This window comes from Mesorhizobium sp. M0106 (assembly GCF_040322715.1).
Taxonomy (GTDB): Bacteria; Pseudomonadota; Alphaproteobacteria; order Rhizobiales; family Rhizobiaceae; genus Mesorhizobium.
In genome coordinates this window covers 36897-53744 of the sequence record NZ_JAMYUA010000027.1, presented here as the reverse complement: position 1 = coordinate 53744, position 16848 = coordinate 36897, and the positions used below count along the sequence as shown (strand labels likewise).

At 62.8% G+C, this 16848-nt stretch carries 15 protein-coding genes; 7 read left to right on the top strand and 8 right to left on the bottom strand.

Features of this window, described 5'->3' with window-relative positions; all coding sequences use genetic code 11:
- Positions 1-57: 57 nt before the first annotated feature.
- From NKJ55_RS23605 to NKJ55_RS23585, 5 genes are all read right to left on the bottom strand, one after another.
- Positions 58-978, bottom strand: coding sequence for a phosphorylase family protein (locus NKJ55_RS23605; protein ID WP_023676454.1), 921 nt, complete (start codon positions 976-978; stop codon positions 58-60).
- Between the two features lie 14 nt (positions 979-992).
- Positions 993-1784 (bottom strand): ABC transporter permease, encoded by a 792-nt coding sequence (locus tag NKJ55_RS23600; protein ID WP_352451964.1) that lies wholly within the window; start codon positions 1782-1784, stop codon positions 993-995.
- Positions 1777-2664 (bottom strand): ABC transporter permease, encoded by an 888-nt coding sequence (locus NKJ55_RS23595; protein WP_352451963.1) that lies wholly within the window; start codon positions 2662-2664, stop codon positions 1777-1779. The genes NKJ55_RS23600 and NKJ55_RS23595 overlap by 8 nt, the downstream gene beginning before the upstream one ends.
- Entirely contained in the window at positions 2661-3698 is a 1038-nt protein-coding gene (locus NKJ55_RS23590; RefSeq protein ID WP_352451962.1) for an ABC transporter ATP-binding protein, read from the bottom strand. Before NKJ55_RS23590 ends, NKJ55_RS23595 begins: the two co-directional genes overlap by 4 nt.
- 127 nt (positions 3699-3825) lie before the next feature.
- The gene (locus NKJ55_RS23585) at positions 3826-4866 is read right to left on the bottom strand and encodes an ABC transporter substrate-binding protein (RefSeq protein ID WP_352451961.1); all 1041 of its coding nucleotides are present in this window, start codon (positions 4864-4866) and stop codon (positions 3826-3828) included.
- 145 nt (positions 4867-5011) lie between these two features.
- Here NKJ55_RS23585 and NKJ55_RS23580 point away from each other — a divergent pair, with 145 nt between their 5' ends.
- Positions 5012-6061 carry a LacI family DNA-binding transcriptional regulator gene (locus tag NKJ55_RS23580; RefSeq protein WP_352451960.1) on the top strand — a complete coding sequence of 350 codons (1050 nt, stop codon included), beginning with the start codon at positions 5012-5014 and terminating at the stop codon, positions 6059-6061.
- Positions 6062-6073: 12 nt separating this feature from the next.
- On the opposite strand, the gene NKJ55_RS23575 is transcribed toward NKJ55_RS23580, so the two are convergent.
- Complete coding sequence (locus tag NKJ55_RS23575; protein WP_352451959.1) at positions 6074-6658, bottom strand: TetR/AcrR family transcriptional regulator; 585 nt, start codon at positions 6656-6658, stop codon at positions 6074-6076.
- Positions 6659-6764: 106 nt separating this feature from the next.
- On the opposite strand from NKJ55_RS23575, the gene NKJ55_RS23570 reads away from it, so the two are divergent.
- From NKJ55_RS23570 to NKJ55_RS23560, 3 genes are all read left to right on the top strand, one after another.
- On the top strand, positions 6765-7580 hold the full coding sequence (locus NKJ55_RS23570) for an oxidoreductase (protein WP_352451958.1): 816 nt from the start codon (positions 6765-6767) through the stop codon (positions 7578-7580).
- Between the two features lie 86 nt (positions 7581-7666).
- Complete coding sequence (locus NKJ55_RS23565) at positions 7667-8614, top strand: alpha/beta fold hydrolase (RefSeq protein ID WP_352451957.1); 948 nt, start codon at positions 7667-7669, stop codon at positions 8612-8614.
- 5 nt (positions 8615-8619) lie between these two features.
- The gene (locus NKJ55_RS23560; protein ID WP_352451956.1) at positions 8620-9621 is read left to right on the top strand and encodes an NADP-dependent oxidoreductase; all 1002 of its coding nucleotides are present in this window, start codon (positions 8620-8622) and stop codon (positions 9619-9621) included.
- Here NKJ55_RS23560 and NKJ55_RS23555 read toward each other — a convergent pair.
- Positions 9614-10543 carry a sugar kinase gene (locus NKJ55_RS23555; protein ID WP_352451955.1) on the bottom strand — a complete coding sequence of 310 codons (930 nt, stop codon included), beginning with the start codon at positions 10541-10543 and terminating at the stop codon, positions 9614-9616. The two genes, NKJ55_RS23560 and NKJ55_RS23555, sit on opposite strands and share 8 nt — an antisense overlap.
- 157 nt (positions 10544-10700) lie before the next feature.
- On the opposite strand from NKJ55_RS23555, the gene NKJ55_RS23550 reads away from it, so the two are divergent.
- Both NKJ55_RS23550 and NKJ55_RS23545 read left to right on the top strand, forming a co-directional pair.
- A complete protein-coding gene (locus NKJ55_RS23550) occupies positions 10701-11147 on the top strand; it encodes a FixH family protein (protein WP_352451991.1) in 447 nt (148 codons plus the stop codon).
- A 7-nt stretch (positions 11148-11154) separates the two neighbouring features.
- On the top strand, positions 11155-12354 hold the full coding sequence (locus tag NKJ55_RS23545; RefSeq protein WP_352451954.1) for a cytochrome-c peroxidase: 1200 nt from the start codon (positions 11155-11157) through the stop codon (positions 12352-12354).
- 201 nt (positions 12355-12555) lie between these two features.
- Here NKJ55_RS23545 and NKJ55_RS23540 read toward each other — a convergent pair whose 3' ends face one another.
- Positions 12556-13008 carry an Lrp/AsnC family transcriptional regulator gene (locus NKJ55_RS23540; protein ID WP_023676441.1) on the bottom strand — a complete coding sequence of 151 codons (453 nt, stop codon included), beginning with the start codon at positions 13006-13008 and terminating at the stop codon, positions 12556-12558.
- Positions 13009-13170: 162 nt separating this feature from the next.
- On the opposite strand from NKJ55_RS23540, the gene putA reads away from it, so the two are divergent.
- Complete coding sequence (putA, locus tag NKJ55_RS23535) at positions 13171-16782, top strand: bifunctional proline dehydrogenase/L-glutamate gamma-semialdehyde dehydrogenase PutA (protein ID WP_352451953.1); 3612 nt, start codon at positions 13171-13173, stop codon at positions 16780-16782.
- Positions 16783-16848 lie beyond the last annotated feature (66 nt).

Below are 16848 nucleotides of genomic sequence, written 5' to 3'. Positions count from 1 at the left end.
GCAGCGCCCTCGGGATCTTTGGTCGGCGGCAGAGCCTCAGCTATCTGGCGGGTTATCTCAGAACCGGCTGGAGCGTTCTTTCGGCTGAGGCGACTTCAAGCCGTGACAGGAGCATTCTGGATCAGCGGGAAGTCGCGCGGCGGTCTCCAGCGCGACCCGCGAGGCTGTCATGGAGAGACTGGGCAGCACGTCCTCCTGCAGCAATTTCTGGCGATTGCGATCCATATAGTCGTTGAAGCCCGCCGTCACGAACGCGCAAGGCACGAAACACGCGCCGATCTCGCGCGACAAGGTCGCCTCAGGGGCGATGGAATGGTTGAGTACATCCGCCCCCATGCCCCGATATGCCAAGGCTTCGGCAGGCGTTGTCAGCCGGGGCCCATAACAATGGGCAGCCACCAACTGCTGTTCGATGCCATAAACGCGGCATTCGGCTGGCCAATGACGGCGGGCCGTTTCGACCAGAACCGCCGCACATCTTGGACACACGATTTGCTTGCCCGAACAGTCAAAGCTCTGACGGTCAGGAAGCAGTGAAAACGGGGTCTGCGTCAGTTCAATGATATCGGCGGTCACCACCATGTCGCCCGGCTGGATCGCCTTGTTGACGGCGCCTACAGTCGAGCAGGCGAGAACTTGCCGTACACCCGCCCGCATCAATACCCAGAACGCGCGGCGATGGCAGGAATGGTCGATACGGTCGCGGGGATTGCCGTGCGAATACATGCACAGCGCGCGTTTTGCTCTCCCTTCCGCTGTGATCGACGCATCGAATTCGAGCAGCTTCCAGTTGTCGGTGCGACCGAAAGGTGTTTCAAAACTCATGTCGCGCCGCAAGGTGCGCACACCATCGAATTCGACATCTTCCGGGAAGGCAAGCCCCCAGTTTGCCGACCCGGTGATGATGGCCAACCCTACCTGAGGGATGTCCGTCGAATGATCCGTCAGATCGTCGGCTGCATGGTAATTGGTGGGCATGTTTCCAGTCTCGGTCAGGATTTTTGGCGAAGGGTCACAATCAGGACCACGGCCACGACGATGACGGTCCACAATGTCGAGATCGCCGCAATGGTCGGATCGATCTGATCGCGCAGCGACAGGAACATAAGCTTCGGCATCGTGCTGTTGCGACCGCTTGCGATGAAGATCGAAATCACGGACTCGTCGAGCGAAGTCAGGAACGCCATCAATGTCGCCGACAGCAAGCTGATCCGAAGTTGCGGAACGATGATTCCGCCAATGGACCTGGCCCAGTTTGCACCGAGGCTGCGCGCCGCCTGAACCTGGTTCCAGTCAAAGCGGGCGACAGCGGGTAGCAACACAATGCAGGCGACCGGAACTGCCAGCACCACATGTCCGACCAGCACACCGAATAGCGTTCCGATCAGATGTTGTGCGGCCAACACAAAGAAGAGACCGATCGCAAGCAGGATACCTGGGGTGATCGAGGGGGTCAGCAGGACGCTCTGGATGGCCGCAGCGGTCTTTCCGCCCAGCCGATTCATTGAAATGCAGGCGAGCAGCGCGAAAGGCACCGTGATCGACGCCGTCAAAGTCCCAAGGATCAAACTCGTTCTGAGCGCGGCCATCCACGTTGCCGAGCCGAAGAAGTTCTCGTACCAGCGCAACGAGTAGGCGTGCGGCGGAAACTCGAGGAGATTCGACGCCGAAAAGGAAAGCGGCACCACCACGAGCGTCGGCAGCATCAGAAATGCCATGACAAGAGCGGCAAAGCTCCAGAGCAAAATGCGGGCGAGCCTGTTTTGCGGATAGGCTTCAAGCATGGGAGGCTTCCACGGTGTTCTGGGCCACCAGGCGGCGTGCCGCCAGCAACATCACACCGATCAGCGCCATAAGAACGAGGAGCAGAATGCCCAGGACGCTTGCCGACCCCCAGTCCTGAAAGGTCGATAGTGTACGCTCGATCCGGGTAGAGAGCGGATTTACCTTGCCGCCGCCAAGCACCGCCGGCGTGATGAAAAAACCTATGGCGTAGATGAGGACGATGATCGAACCCGAGAAGATGCCGCCCGCCGAAAGCGGCATAATGACTGTGCGGATGACCTGCCTGAGAGTGGCTCCCATGCTCGCAGCCGCGCGAATGAGATTTGGGTCGATATCGCGCATCGCAGCATAAACAGGCAGCAGAAAAAGTGGCAGCATGTAGTGCACCATGCCGATGAGCGTTCCCGTGAAGTTGTAGACCAGCGGCAATGGCTCCGCCGTCAGGCCTGAACCGGTCAAAGCCGCGTTGATCAGGCCGTCGCGCCGCAAGAGCACGAGCCAACCATAGGTACGCACCAGAATAGAGGTCCACAGCGGCAGCATGACGAACGCCATGAGCACGTTGGCCAGCCTTGGTCTGACGCTGGCCAGAGCCAGCGCCAGAGGGGTACCGAGAACAATGCAGGCCGCCAGCGTACCCAAGGATAGTTCGAGGGTCGTGACGAGCGCCGACCACGTCAGTCCGCTCGAAAGGACCTTCTCGTAGTTGCCGACGGAGTACTCGCCCCCGGTGGTCAGGAAGGATTGCCGGATGATCCAAAGGATGGGCAGTATCGCCGCCAGTCCAACGATGAACAGCGCCGGGAGCGAAAGTGAAAGAAAAAACCGCCGCTCGCGCCGCGCATCCGCCGCGAGCGCCGGGTCCCGGACGACGGTCACGCCATCGCTCCCGGTATCGCGTGAACCTTCGCTGCCGGTGCATATGCGGTCATCCGCTGACCGGCGGCAAGCTCGGCGCAGCCGCCGGCCAGCGCTGCCGGAATGCAGACAAGAACCTCTTGCCCGCCGTCAAGCGCCAGCGTCAAAAGCCAGTTCTCGCCGCGGAACGCTTTGGCGCGCAGTATTCCTTCGAGAGCCACTCCGTCTCCCCCGACGAGCTTCGCATCAAGATGGAAGCTTTCGGCGCGGATCATCAGAGTTTCGCGTGATGCTTCGGCGCCGTCGATTCTGCGCGCTGAGCCCGGGGCCACAATGTTGGCCTCGCCCATGAACTCCGCGACGAAGCGGGTCGATGGACGATCATAAATCCGCTGCGGCGTATCTATCTGCTGGATGCGGCCAGAATTCATCACCGCAATCCGGTCAGACATAATCAGCGCTTCGCGCTGGTCGTGGGTTACATAGATCGTGGTGATCCGTAGATGATCATGCAGACGCCGGATCTCATACTGCATGGTCTCGCGCAGGTTCTTGTCGAGCGCCGACAGCGGCTCGTCCATCAACATCACGCGCGGTTCGAAGACGATAGCCCGCGCCAATGCCACCCGTTGACGTTGGCCGCCGGATAGTGCGGCAATATTGCGCTCCGCCAGACCATCCAGCTTCACGCGGGCCAAGGTATCAAGCGCCCGCTGACGCGCCTCCGCTCTCGGTACCTTGCGCAGCACCAGCGGATACGCGACGTTCGCCAGGACATTCATGTGGGGAAACAAGGCGTAATTCTGGAATACTATGCCGATGTCTCGTTTGTTGGGCGGCAGGCGGGTGATGTCTCGATCGCCCAAGAAAAGTTTACCGGAATCCGGCCGGACAAAACCGGCCAGAGCCATGAGTAACGTGGTCTTGCCCGATCCCGATGGCCCTAGCAGCGTGAGGAATTCGCCAGCCTGAATGTCGAGCGAAACATCATCCAGTGCGACGTAGGACTCATAAGCCTTGTGCACGCTTTCGATGGTGATCGCGAGCGACTTCATGATGTGCTCCAGCCTTAAAGCGCGTCGCGTTCGACCGGCTTCACGCGACGCGCTTTAGGTTCTTGTTTTCATGCATGTCGTTGTCGCGCGCTGCACATTTTTGCGCGACATGCGTCAGAGCTGAGAGTCAGCGAGCCATCATTTCATCGAAGGCTCTTTGGGCAGCCTCGCCATTCTTGACCCACCATTCTGAATTGGAAAACACCGAAGTGCCAGCATTTTCAGGCGCGGTCGCAAGGGTCTTCAGACGGTCCTCGGGAATAAGGCCACCCTCATATGCCGCAGGATTGACTGGGCCGTAGGCAATGAAATCGGTCAGCTTGGCAACCCGCGCGGGCTGCGTCATCGCTGCGATGAGCTTCATCGCGGCTTCCTTGTTCGGCGCTCCCTTCGGCACCCCAAGACAGTCCGTGCCGATGACCGAACCCTTGAACGTGTAGTCAGCCGCGCCGCCATCTGCTTTCACGGTTTGGGCGCGTCCGTTCCAGGTAATGACCAAATCCGCCTCACCGTCTTTCAGCAACTGCGCGGACTGGGCGCCCGAGGTCCACCACACGGCGACATCTGGTTTGATCGCTTCAAGCCGCTTGATGGCGCGCTCTAGCCCTTCCGGGGTGCTGAGCACGGAATAGACGTCCGCCGGTGCCACGCCATCGGAGAGAAGCGCGATCTCGATCGAGTCTTGCGCATTGGCGCGCAACGCGCGACGGCCAGAAAATTTGGCAACATCCCAGAATTCAGCCCACGTCTTCGGCGGGTTCTCGCCATAGGTCTTGGTGTTCCACGACATGACGGTGCCATAGGAGTCAAACGGATAGCAGTAGTCGGACTTCGCACCCTCCGGCACGGATTTCGGATCGATGATCTTGTAGTCGAGCGGCTCCAGCAGCGATTGTGCGGCCGCCTGGGCACCTTCCGGCGAACCCAGGTGAATGACGTCGGTCGTGACCGCACCCGAGGTGACCTGCATCTTCAAGGCGGCCAGGCCGTCGCTTAGGGTCTCCTCGTGGACATCATAGCCAAGCTCTTTTGCAGCCGGGCCCCACATGGCCTCCTTCATGGCGTTACCATAATCCCCACCTGCGGTCGTGATGGTGACCGTCTGCGCATGAACGGGCAGGGCAGCCGAGATTGCGAATGCTGTTAAGGAAATGCGTAGCCAGGACATAGGTTCTCCTCCCCAACTTTATCAAACATCGCTCAAAAGAGCCCTTATTTTGTAATCGTAACGTTACGATTGCATCTCAATGCACTGGAGTCAAGCTGCTTCCTACGGGAGTTCGATTGACCGGGATGTCGAATTCGGTAACGTTATGGCGGTCAGCAAATCAGCCGGCGCTTTCGCAAATGAAGTCGGGCGAACAATGGCCAATCTAAAGCAGATCGCCGCGGAACTTTCGCTCTCGGTGACCACGGTTTCCCGCGCTCTGAAAGATGGACCGGAAGTGCAGCCCTCGACCATAGCCCGCGTCAAGGAGGCGGCTAAGCGGGTCGGCTATTTACCAAATCATCATGGTCGCGCGCTCAAAACCGGTCGAACGCAGACGCTGACGGCCGTACTCCCGATGGAAACACGAGACCATCTGTCCGATCTGTTGAAGCTTCCTTTAATCGAAGGCATGACGCTGGCGGCGCGGCAAGCCGGTTATAGTCTGTCCATCTATTCCACCACTCCCGACGACGATCCCGTTGAGAGTGTGCAGCGGCAGCTTCAGGCGCACAGCGCAGACGGCCTGATCATCACGCGCCTGGTGTCGGCTGATCCGCGCGTCAAGCTGCTGCTGGATAAACGCATGCCGTTCGTTGCGTTTGGAAGAACCGACCTGGATATCGCGTATCCTTATGTCGATGTCGATAATGAACAGATTGCCTACGAGGCGACCCGGCGGCTCATGGATAAGGGCTGTCGACGCATTGCGCTGCAACTTCTCGTTCCGGAGGACCAGACGAGTGCTATGCGTCTTGCCGGGTATGGAAGGGCAATGGCCGAGGCCGGTATTCCGATCGACCAATCGCTGATCGGTCATGGCATGTTCACCATGGAATCGAGCGCAGGCTGGTTCGATCGCTTGCTGGCGTCATCAGATCCGCCAACGGGCTTGGCGTGCGCCAACGAACTGGGCCTTCTGGGAGCGTTGCACGCTCTCGGCAAGCGGGATCTTACACCAGGCCGCGACGTCCACATCGTCACCCGTGACAGCACGCGGCTGGCACGCTTCCTGCCGGCAAAGATCGGAGTTCATTCCGTGGATATGGCGGGTGTTGGACGCAAACTTATCGAAGTCCTGGTTAGCCGGATCATCAATCCGCTTGGGCCGGTGGAGACAGTCTTGGTGCAAGGCAGATTCGAGCCGGCCGAATAATCCGGGCTGCCATCAGGAGGCCACCTCGTCTTGAACCGGCCGGATCAGCGCCTTTGCGGCAGCTGCTCCCGCCGCTAGGATACGATCCGACAATTCCGTTCCTTCCACGGCGCGCGCGAGTTGAAGCGCGCCGATGAGCGTTGCAAACATGCCCAACGCAGCGCCCTCGGGATCGTTCGTCTGCGGCAGAGCTTCAGCTATCTGGCGCACCAGGGATTGAGCGCGCTCGGCATAGAGGGCTCGCGTTTCAGGCGGCTGCCGCGCGATTTCCGGCAACAACGCGGCCGAAGCGCAACCCTTTCCAGGATTGTCCCGGTGCTCGGCCGATAGATACGTCTCTATGGCCATTTCCGGACCGCCGGCGGCCAATGCTTCCTGCACTTCATGCGACTGCGCGTCCAAGGCCGCCGCCACGCTTTCACGGACGAGCTCCGCCTTCGACTGGAAGTGCGGATAGAAGGCGCCGTTCGTCAGCCCGGCGTCGCTCATGATGGTTGCCAGCCCGGACGCCGCGATGCCGTCAGATCGAAAACGTTCGGCGGCGACCTCCATGATCCGGCTGCGTGACGCGTCTTTTCGGCCCTTTTCGTAGCGCATGGTCTTTCTTTCCTGTCCTGCTATTGCATTATGCTCATAATCGGATATTACGACCATAATTCAATTTGTGGAAATAAGCTAGACCTCTCGACCTGGAACATCAAAAATGAATGGGAATTCTGAAAAAACCGCAATCGTGACCGGAGCCTCCTCCGGCATCGGCCGCGCCAGCGCCGAGGCCTTGGCGCGGGCGGGTTTCACTGTCTTCGGGACAAGTCGCCGCAAGACCAGTAATGGTCCGGGCGGAGTGACCATGCTGGCATGCGACGTGACCGATGATGCGGCCGTCAATGCGCTCGTTGCCACCGTGCTCGCGCAGACCGGCCGGATCGACCTCCTGGTCAACAATGCCGGTGTCGGTCTGCTAGGAGGCGCCGAGGAATCCTCGGTCGCCCAGGTACAAGCCCTGTTCGACGTCAATCTGTTCGGCGTCATGCGAATGACCAATGCGGTGTTGCCGTCGATGCGGCGGCGCGGCGAAGGGCGCATCATCAATATCGGCTCCATTCTGGGACTGGTACCCGCGCCATACTCAGCTCATTACTCGGCGGTCAAGCACGCGCTCGAAGGCTATTCGGAATCGCTCGACCACGAGGTGCGCGCCTTCAACGTCCGCGTTTCCGTCATCGAGCCGGCATTCGTCCGCACCGTCTTCGACCAGAACGGCATCGAGCCGGATTCGCTGTTGAAGGAATACGATCGGGCTCGAGCCGGGCTCAAGGCGCTGCTGGGCGATGTGATGCCCAAAGCCGATCGGCCGGAAGTGGTGGCGGATGTGGTTGTCAAGGCAGCGACCGATGCCCGCCCGCGACGGCGCTATACCGCTGGCAACGCAGCGCGCCAGGTCAGCCTGCTGCGCCGCTTTGCCCCCGCGGGGATTTTCGACAAGAGCCTGCGCAAGCAGTTCCGACTGCCGGTCTGAACAACGGCGAGCCAGAGGATTTCACGCACATGCGACTAGCAACTACGACACATTTGGCCAGGCCCTACGAAACGGAGGCGCCAAGCATGACACATAGATCCAATCGGTCGCCGCGTTCACCGGCGTTGTTCCATGACGCGCCAACGCGCTCCGTCGATGTCGGCGGCATAGCTTTTGCGTACAGGGAACTCGGGCCCAGGACGGGCGTGCCAGTGATCCTGCTCAACCATCTGGCTGCTCAGCTGGACAATTTTGATCCGCGCATCGTCGATGGCCTCGCTGCGACCCGGCGGGTAATTGCCTTCGACAATCGCGGCATCGGTGCTTCGGGTGGCAAAACTCCGTCGACCATTTCCGGCATGGCGCGGGATGCAATCGCCTTTGTCCGGGCGCTGGGGTTCGAAGAAGTCGATCTCTTCGGCTTTTCACTCGGCGGCTTCGTGGCGCAAGAGATTGTGCTGACCGAGCCCAAGCTTGTGCGCAAACTCATCCTGGCTGGCACGGGGCCGGCCGGTGGGCAAGGCATCGACAAGGTGACGCCGCTGACGATCGTGGACATGATCAAGGGCGCGCTGACTTTTCGGGATCCGAAGTACTATCTCTTCTTCACAAGAACGCCGAATGGGCGCCGCGCCGCAAACGCATTTCTGGAACGGCTGAAGGAGCGCCGGAACAACCGGGACAAGGCGATATCGCTGAGCGCGTTCGGCGCGCAACTCAAGGCGATCAAGGCCTACGGACTCCAGGCGCCACAAGACCTGAGCACCATCCGCATTCCCACTTTGGTTGCGAATGGCGACCAGGACAGGATGGTGCCGAGCAGCAATACCTACGATCTCGCCGGGCGTATCCCTGGGGCGCATCTGGTCATCTACCCGGATGCCGGGCATGGCGGGGTATTTCAGAACTACGCCGATTTTGTCCCGAAGGCGCTGTCCTTCCTCGAGGCTGAGGCCTTGCCGCAGGGCGGCCATGCAGCTGAAAACGTTCGGCTTGTTTCGTCCCGAACAGCAACAGACATTCTTAGAAAGTAACTGCCATGAAGGCATTCGTTGTCGATAAGTATAATAAAAAGGGCACCCTGCGGCTGGCCGAAATGCCGGAGCCGGAGCTCCAGGACAGCGATGTCTTGGTCGAGGTCCATGCCGCAGGGGTGAACCTGCTCGATTCCAAGGTCAAAACCGGAGAATTCAAGCTCATCCTGCCCTATCGCCGGCCCTTCATCCTGGGCCACGACGTGGCTGGGAAGGTTATCCGCGTGGGATCGAAAGTCAGCAAGTTCAAGGCCGGCGACGAGGTCTATGCGCGGCCGCGCGACGGCCGGATTGGGACATTCGCCGAATTCATTGCCGTGAATGAGGCCGACGTAGCCTTGAAGCCCGAGAATCTCAGTATGGAAGAGGCGGCGTCGATTCCCCTGGTCGGTCTCACCGCCTGGCAGACGCTCATCGAACGGGCAAACCTGAAGAAGGGGCAGAAGGTCTTCATTCAGGCTGGTTCCGGCGGCGTCGGGACATTTGCTATTCAGTTGGCCAAGCACCTCGGCGCGACCGTTGCGACAACCGCGAGCGCGGCGAGTGCCGATCTGGTCAAAAGTCTCGGCGCCGATGTCGTCGTCGACTACAGGAAAGACGACTTGGAGAAAGTTCTGTCGGGCTACGATGTCGTCTTGAACAGCCAGGACGCCAAGACACTGGAAAAATCCCTGAGGGTGCTGAAACCGGGTGGCAAGCTCATCTCCATCTCCGGTCCACTGGATGCCGAATTTGCCAGGGAAAAGGGACTGAACTTAATGCTGAGGCTGGTGCTCAGCTTCCTGAGTCGCGGAATTCGGGCCAAAGCCAAGCGCCGCGGCGTGCAGTTTTCGTTCCTTTTCATGTGGGCGCAGGGCGATCAGCTGAGCAAAATCACCGCTCTCATCGAAGCCGGCGCGATCCGCCCGGTTGTGGATCGGGTCTTTCCATTCGAGGCGACCAATGACGCCCTGGCCTATGTCGAAACAGGACGCGCCAAGGGCAAGGTCGTCATCAAGGTCAGATAGCAGTTGCCTCGAACGCAGCCTTGAGCGTCTCGAACGGCGCCAGGGCGCCGCGCACCTGCACGACGGCGGCGGCGACGCGATGGGCGCGCAGCACCGCCTCTGCCGGGGCATGGCTGGCAAGGCGAGCGGCGAGGTAGGCGCCGTTGAAGGAGTCGCCGGCGCCGGTGGTGTCGACCGGGGTGGCGACGTGTACCGCCGGCACCGATTGCGAGGTTCCGTTTTGCGCGATCAGCGCCGGTTCCTCGCCGTTCTTGACGACGACTTCGCCGACCAGCTTTCGCAGCCGTTCAGCTGTTTTCTGCGGTGTTGTATCACCAAACAGCATCTGCTCGTCGGGAAAGGTCGGTAGCGCGATGTCGGCGACGGCGAGCGCCTCGAGGATCGCGGCCTGCGCTTCCTCGCTTTGGCGCCACAGCCTCGGCCGGTAATTGGGGTCGAAGGCAATCAGCGAGCCGGCCGCGCGCGCCTTGGCCACGGCCGTCAGCAGTACCTTGCGTGGAGCCTCGTTGAGGATTGCCAAAGTTATACCGGAAAAATAGACAAGCGCTTGGTTTTCAAGGCTTTTCTGCAATGCGGCTGGGTCCGAAGCCAACTGCCTTGCGGCCGCATCGGCCCGCCAGTAGGTGAAAGAACGTTCGGCGCCGGTCAGCGTGATCGCATAGAGGCCGGGGCGGGCGCCCGCTATCACCGGGCTGGCGCCGATGCCGATGCCGTTCTCGGCCAGGAACTTGATCTGGTCGCGTGAGAACGGGTCGTCGCCGAAGGCCGACACATAGGTCGCCGGCCGCTCGCCGCTCAAAGCATGCAGCGCCCACAAAGTGTTGAACGTGTCGCCGGCAAAGCCCATGCGCCAGTTCGGCCCGGCCTGGCCCGAAAGCTCGAGCATGCACTCGCCGATCGAGGCGATGCCGATTCCTGCCATGAAGCACTCCTCCATCCTGCAATTGCGGTGCTGTAGCTTTTTGCTGCCGGCAGCGCCATGCTTGGCGACGGCGGATTCTTGCACTGGGCGCGATTTCCCACAGGGGCGTGGGACGCGATCTGCCCAGCGAAACGTTATCCGCAGAACAGGAATGGGTTTGGCATCGTTATGGCGTTATCTTCTTGGAGGCCTCGGCTTGGCTGCCTTGCTCGCCGGCGTGCTGGCAATCGTCTATCTGACGGCGCCGCATGCACCGCAACCAAGCTCGGACGTCGGCCGTTCCAAGACGACGGCGAACAAGCTGTTCGCGGCGACTTTCGAGCCCGAGAAAGGCGTCATCCGGCAGGGCGAACTGGAATCCTGGCTGCTGACGCTGAAAACCGTCGAAGGTGCGCCGGTGGAAGGTGCTGCGATAACGATTTCCGGCGGCATGCCGCAGCACAAGCACGGTCTGCCGACCAGCCCGCAGGCGACCGATTACCTCGGCGCGGGGCGCTATCGCATCGACGGCGTGAAATTCACGATGAGCGGGTGGTGGCAATTGCATTTTGCCATTTCCGCTGCGGCCGGTTCGGACACTGTCGTCTTCAATGTGGTGCTGTGAGCCACTGATGAGCCGGTTTCCCAGTCTTCTCGCGTTGGTGGTGGTGGCCGTACTTGCCGGCTGCGGCAGACCGGAGTTTTCCGATGCCGAAAAGCAGACCATCGCCTCGCTGGCGCTATCCAAGCTGCCGCCGCTGAAGCCCGATACCACCAATCGCTTCGCCGATGTGCCGGCCGCCGCGGCACTCGGCTCGACGCTGTTTTTCGACACCGGGATGAGCGGCGACGGCACGGTATCGTGCTCGACCTGCCACAAGATCGACCGGCAGTTCCAGGACGACCTGCCGCAAGCGGTCGGCGTCGGCCGCACCAACCGTCGTACCATGCCGTTGGCCGGCGTCGCGCATGATCCCTGGTTCTTCTGGGACGGGCGGCGCGACAGCCTATGGGCGCAAGCGCTGACACCGCTCGAAAATCCGCTGGAGCAGGCCGGCAACCGCGCCGCCTTCGCGCATTACGTCAAGGCCCGCTTCGGCGGGCGCTACGAGCGCATCTTCGGGCCGCTGCCTGACCTTTCGGGCGTGCCGGCCAATGCCGGCCCGTTCGGCACCGATGCCGAGAAGGCGGCCTGGAACGCCATGCCCGCCAGCCAAGCCGAGGAGGTCAACCGCGTCTTTGCCAATATCGGCAAGGCGATCGCCGCCTTCGAGCGCTCGATCGCGCCGCCGCAGACACGCTTCGACCGCTTTGCCCTCGACCTGGCTGCGGGCGCCGAGCCGAAAGGCGACGCCGCCTTTTCGTCGGAGGAAATCCTCGGCCTGAAATTGTTCATCGGCAAGGCCAATTGCGTGACCTGCCACAACGGCCCGCGTTTTACCGACGGCAGCTTCCACAACACCGGCGTGCCGCTGGTCGCGGGCCTGCCGCCGGATCGCGGCCGCGTCGAGGCGGTGGCGCAGGTCGAGGCCGATCCGTTCAACTGTTTCGGCGCCTTTCGCGACGGCGATGCCAGCGCCTGCCGCGAGTTGCGCTTCATGGTCAAGACCGGGCCGGAACTCGTCCGCGCCTACAAGACGCCGTCGCTGCGCGGTGCCGCCACCCGGCCGCCCTACATGCACGCCGGGCAGTTTTCCTCGCTCGACGAGGTGGTGGCGCATTATTCCAAGGCGCCGGCAAGTGTCGAAGGCGTATCCGAGATCCACCCGCTGCAGCTTTCGGATCGCGAACGCGCGGCGCTGGTGGCGTTTTTGAAGACGCTGACGGAGTGAAGGCGGCGGGGTAGCGATCCTTCGCGCCCCCCTCTGTCCTGCCGGACATCTCCCCCTCTAGTGGGGAGATTGGCAGCTTCGGCGCGCCGTTCACTCCTGCGACGTTTAGAGATTGGCGAAAGCGGCAGTGACAACCGATCTCCCCCCTGGAGGGGGAGATGTCCGGCAGGACAGAGGGGGGCGCTGTCCCGCCGGCGTTTCCTACCGATCCTTCACCGTCTCCATCGCGACAAACGTCGAGGTCTGGGCTACGTGCGGCAGGGCGGAGATGCGCTCGCCGAGCACGCGGCGGTAGGCGGCGATATCGGTAGTGCGGACCTTCAGCAGATAGTCGAAGCTCGATGCCATCATGTGGCACTGCTCGATCTCCGGCACCGCCTGCACGGCGCGGTTGAAGGCGTCGAGCGCGGCCGAGCGGGTGTCGGACAGTTTCACCTGGACGAAGGCGACATGGCCTTCGCCCATGCGCTCACGGTCGATGATCGCCTGGTAGCCCCTGATGAAGCCGTCCTTCTCCAGCCGTTTCACCCGTGCCTGCACCGGCGTCTTCGACAGGCCGACTTTCGCTGCCAGTTCCGACATGGAAAGCCGGCCATTGCTGCCCAGAGCCGACAGGATGTTCCTGTCGATCCGGTCCAATTGGTCTTCTGTCACTGGATTCCTGGTCGAATTGGAGGTGATCAGTCCTAATGATAGATCGATCGATCTGTTCTGTCGACTTCTTTGGACCGACTGCAATCCCTACTTATGTTAGCTTGCGCCGTTCGGTCCGGTGACCGCCGGCCCGCTCCCTTATGCTCGCTCCACAGGACCGCCATGCCAGCGCTCGACATCATCCGCCAGCAAATCCGTGCCAATTATTTGCCCGACGAAGACCAGGCGGTGAAGCGGCTGGCCGAGGCGGCCGGGCTGTCCGCGCAAGACCGCAACGCGATTTCGGCCCGTGCCGCCGATCTGGTGCGCGCGGTGCGCGGCTCGTCCGATCCGCGGCTGATGGAGGTCTTCCTGTCCGCCTATGGCCTCTCGACCAAGGAGGGCGTGGCGCTGATGTGCCTGGCCGAGGCGCTGCTGCGGGTGCCCGACACCGAGACGATGGACGACCTCATCGCCGACAAGATCGCGCCGCACGACTGGTCGGCGCATTCGGGCGGCTCGAGCTCGATCTTCATCAATGCATCGACCTGGGCGCTGATGCTGACCGGCCGCGTGCTCGACGAAGGCGAGGGCGGCATCGAAGGCACGCTGCGCGCGATGGTGCGCCGGCTGGGCGAGCCGGTCATCCGCAAGGCGGTCGCCGCCGCCATGCGCGAGATGGGCGAGCAGTTCGTGCTCGGCCGCACCATTGCCGAGGCGGTCAGGCGCGGCCGGCCGATGACGCAGAAGGGCTATCTCTATTCTTTCGACATGCTGGGCGAGGCGGCCCGCACCGAGGCCGACGCGCTGCGCTACCTCAAGGCATATGCCGATGCCATCTCTTCGCTCGATGCCGGCGCCAACGGCCCCGACATCCGCCAGAACCACGGCATTTCGGTCAAGCTTTCGGCGCTGCATCCGCGCTATGAAGTGACGCAGAAGGAAAAGATGCTGCCCGTCATGGCCGAGCGGCTGCTGTCGCTGGCGCTGGCGGCGCGCCATTCGCGCATGGGCCTCAACATCGACGCCGAGGAGGCCGACCGCCTCGACCTGTCGCTCGACGTCATCGAACGGGTACTGGCCGAACCGGAGCTTGCCGGCTGGAACGGCTTTGGCGTCGTCGTGCAGGCCTACGGTCCGCGCGCGGCCTTCACCATCGACTGGCTCAATGAGCTGGCGAGGAAATACGACCGCAGCATCATGGTGCGGCTGGTCAAGGGCGCCTATTGGGACACCGAGATCAAGCGGGCGCAGACGCTCGGGCTCGACGGCTATCCGGTTTTTACCCGCAAAGCCAATACCGACGTCTCCTACCTGGCCTGCGCGAAGAAGCTTTTGTCGATGACCGACCGGATCTACCCGCAATTCGCCACCCACAACGCCCACACCGTCGCCGCCATCCTGTCGATGACGACGGACCGCGATACGTTCGAGTTCCAGCGGCTGCACGGCATGGGCGAGGCGCTGCATGAGACGGTGCGGCGGGCCGAAGGCACGCGCTGCCGCATCTATGCGCCGGTCGGCGCGCATTCCGACCTGCTCGCCTATTTGGTCCGCCGGCTGCTGGAGAACGGCGCCAATTCCTCCTTTGTCCACCAGCTTACCGATGAAGAGGTCGAGCCCGAGGACATCGCCCGCGACCCGATCGACACGATGGAGAAACAAGGCCCCGCCGCCAATCCGGCGATCGTGCCGCCGTCGGCGATCTTTGGCCCCGGCCGGCGCAATTCCAAGGGCTTCGATATCACCGACACGCTGACGCTGGCTGCGATCGACAAGGCGAGGGCCGAGTTCGCCGGGCCGGAGCGCTGGCACGCCAAGCCGGTCAGCCGCGCCGCCGGCTACGGCAAGCAGCGTCCGGTGGTCAATCCGGCAAAACCTTCCGAAGTGGTCGGCACGGTCAGCGAGGCCGGCGCCAAGCAGGTCGAGACCGCCGTGCGCATCGCCGTCGAGGCACAACCGGCATGGGCAAGACGCCCGGTCGCCGAGCGTGCCGCCATCCTCAACCGCACGGCTGATCTCTACGAAGCCAATGCCGTCGAGTTTTTCGCGCTTGCCAGCCGCGAGGCCGGCAAGTCGCTCGCCGACGGCGTTGCCGAGGTGCGCGAGGCGGTCGATTTCCTGCGCTACTATGCGGCCGAGGCCGCCAATGCCGAGGCGGGCACCGAGGCGCGCGGCGCCATCGCCTGCATCTCGCCGTGGAATTTTCCGCTCGCCATCTTCACCGGCCAGATTGCAGCGGCACTCGTCACCGGCAATTCGGTGATCGCCAAGCCAGCCGAACAGACGCCGCTGATCGCCTTCCGCGCTGTCCAGCTGCTGCGCGAGGCCGGCGTGCCGGAAGATATCATCCAGCTTCTGCCCGGCGACGGCCCCACGGTCGGCGGCCCGCTGACCGCCGATCCGCGCATTGCCGGCGTCTGCTTCACCGGCTCGACCGAGGTCGCCAAGCTGATCGAAAAGCAGCTCGCCGACACCGCCGCGCCTGACGCCATGCTGATTGCCGAGACCGGCGGCCTCAACGCCATGATCGTCGATTCCACCGCACTTCCCGAACAGGCGGTGCGCGACATCCTCGCCTCCGCCTTCCAGAGCGCCGGCCAGCGCTGCTCGGCATTGCGCATTCTCTACGTCCAGAAGGACGTCGAGAAGAAGATGCTTGAGATGCTGAAAGGCGCGATGGAAGCGCTCAGCCTCGGCGACCCGTGGCGGATCTCGACCGATGTCGGCCCGGTCATCGATGACGAGGCGCAAGCGTCGATCCGTGACTATTGCACCAAAATGGGCCTGCAGGGCCGGCTGATCGCCAAGCTCGAAGCGCCGAAGGACGGCCGCTTCGTCGCCCCGCACGTCTTTCGGGTCAAGGGCATCGAGGAGTTGGAGCGCGAGGTGTTCGGCCCCGTGCTGCATGTCGCCACCTTCGATGCCGACGAGATCGATGCGGTGATCGCTGCGATCAACCGCAAAGGCTATGGCCTGACCTTTGGCCTGCACACCCGCATCGAAGGCCGCGCCCAGCATTTCGTCGATGGCATCCATGCCGGCAACATCTACGTCAACCGCAACCAGATCGGCGCCGTCGTCGGCGCGCAGCCGTTCGGCGGCGAGGGCCTTTCCGGCACCGGGCCGAAGGCCGGCGGCCCACATTATCTTCGACGCTTCCGCAAGGGACCGGAGGCCGGCACCCATCTTGCCGAAGGCCGCAAGGTGACGGCGACCGAGCTCGCCGACAATCTGCCGGACCCGGCGTTTGGCGGCTGGTCGACGCGGCCGGATCGCGTCGCCATCCTGAGGAAACATCTGCGCGGCAAGGGCGCCGCGGCTATCGGCACTGCCGCCGGCATCGATTTCGGCCAGGTCGACCTGCCCGGGCCGACCGGCGAGGCCAACACGCTGTCGCTGTCGCCGCGCGGGCGCGTGCTGTGTCTGGGTCCCGACGCGGATACGCTGCTTGCGCAGACGATCCAGGCGCTGGCCGCCGGCAATGCCGTGCTCGCCGTCGCACCCGGCGCGCCGGCGGCACTTTCATCATTGACCGGCAAGGGCCTGCCGCTCGCGGCGATCGATGGGCGGCCGGACCCGGTCGAAGCGCGCTCGCTGCGGGTCGATGTCGTCGCCTTTTCCGGCACGCCCGAGGCCGCGCGCATCGTGCGCAAGGTCATCGCCGAGCGCGCCGGCCCGATCGTGCCGCTGATCAGCGAAGTCTATTATCCGGCCGCCTACGCCCACGAGCGCGCCGTCTGCGTCGACACCACGGCGGCGGGCGGCAATGCCAGCCTGCTGGCCGCGGCCTGAGGGTTTCGCCAGGGCTCGCGTGTCGCGGGCAGGCGGCGCCAACTGGTGCCGGCATGGGGACGATCG

Coding starts and splice junctions, on each gene's coding strand:
- NKJ55_RS23605 (WP_023676454.1), bottom strand. CDS start 978: ATGCCCACCAATTACCATGCAGCCGACGATCTGACGGATCATTCGACG.
- NKJ55_RS23600 (WP_352451964.1), bottom strand. CDS start 1,784: ATGCTTGAAGCCTATCCGCAAAACAGGCTCGCCCGCATTTTGCTCTGG.
- NKJ55_RS23590 (WP_352451962.1), bottom strand. CDS start 3,698: ATGAAGTCGCTCGCGATCACCATCGAAAGCGTGCACAAGGCTTATGAG.
- NKJ55_RS23585 (WP_352451961.1), bottom strand. CDS start 4,866: ATGTCCTGGCTACGCATTTCCTTAACAGCATTCGCAATCTCGGCTGCC.
- NKJ55_RS23580 (WP_352451960.1), top strand. CDS start 5,012: ATGGCGGTCAGCAAATCAGCCGGCGCTTTCGCAAATGAAGTCGGGCGA.
- NKJ55_RS23575 (WP_352451959.1), bottom strand. CDS start 6,658: ATGCGCTACGAAAAGGGCCGAAAAGACGCGTCACGCAGCCGGATCATG.
- NKJ55_RS23570 (WP_352451958.1), top strand. CDS start 6,765: ATGAATGGGAATTCTGAAAAAACCGCAATCGTGACCGGAGCCTCCTCC.
- NKJ55_RS23565 (WP_352451957.1), top strand. CDS start 7,667: ATGACACATAGATCCAATCGGTCGCCGCGTTCACCGGCGTTGTTCCAT.
- NKJ55_RS23560 (WP_352451956.1), top strand. CDS start 8,620: ATGAAGGCATTCGTTGTCGATAAGTATAATAAAAAGGGCACCCTGCGG.
- NKJ55_RS23555 (WP_352451955.1), bottom strand. CDS start 10,543: ATGGCAGGAATCGGCATCGCCTCGATCGGCGAGTGCATGCTCGAGCTT.
- NKJ55_RS23545 (WP_352451954.1), top strand. CDS start 11,155: ATGAGCCGGTTTCCCAGTCTTCTCGCGTTGGTGGTGGTGGCCGTACTT.
- putA (WP_352451953.1), top strand. CDS start 13,171: ATGCCAGCGCTCGACATCATCCGCCAGCAAATCCGTGCCAATTATTTG.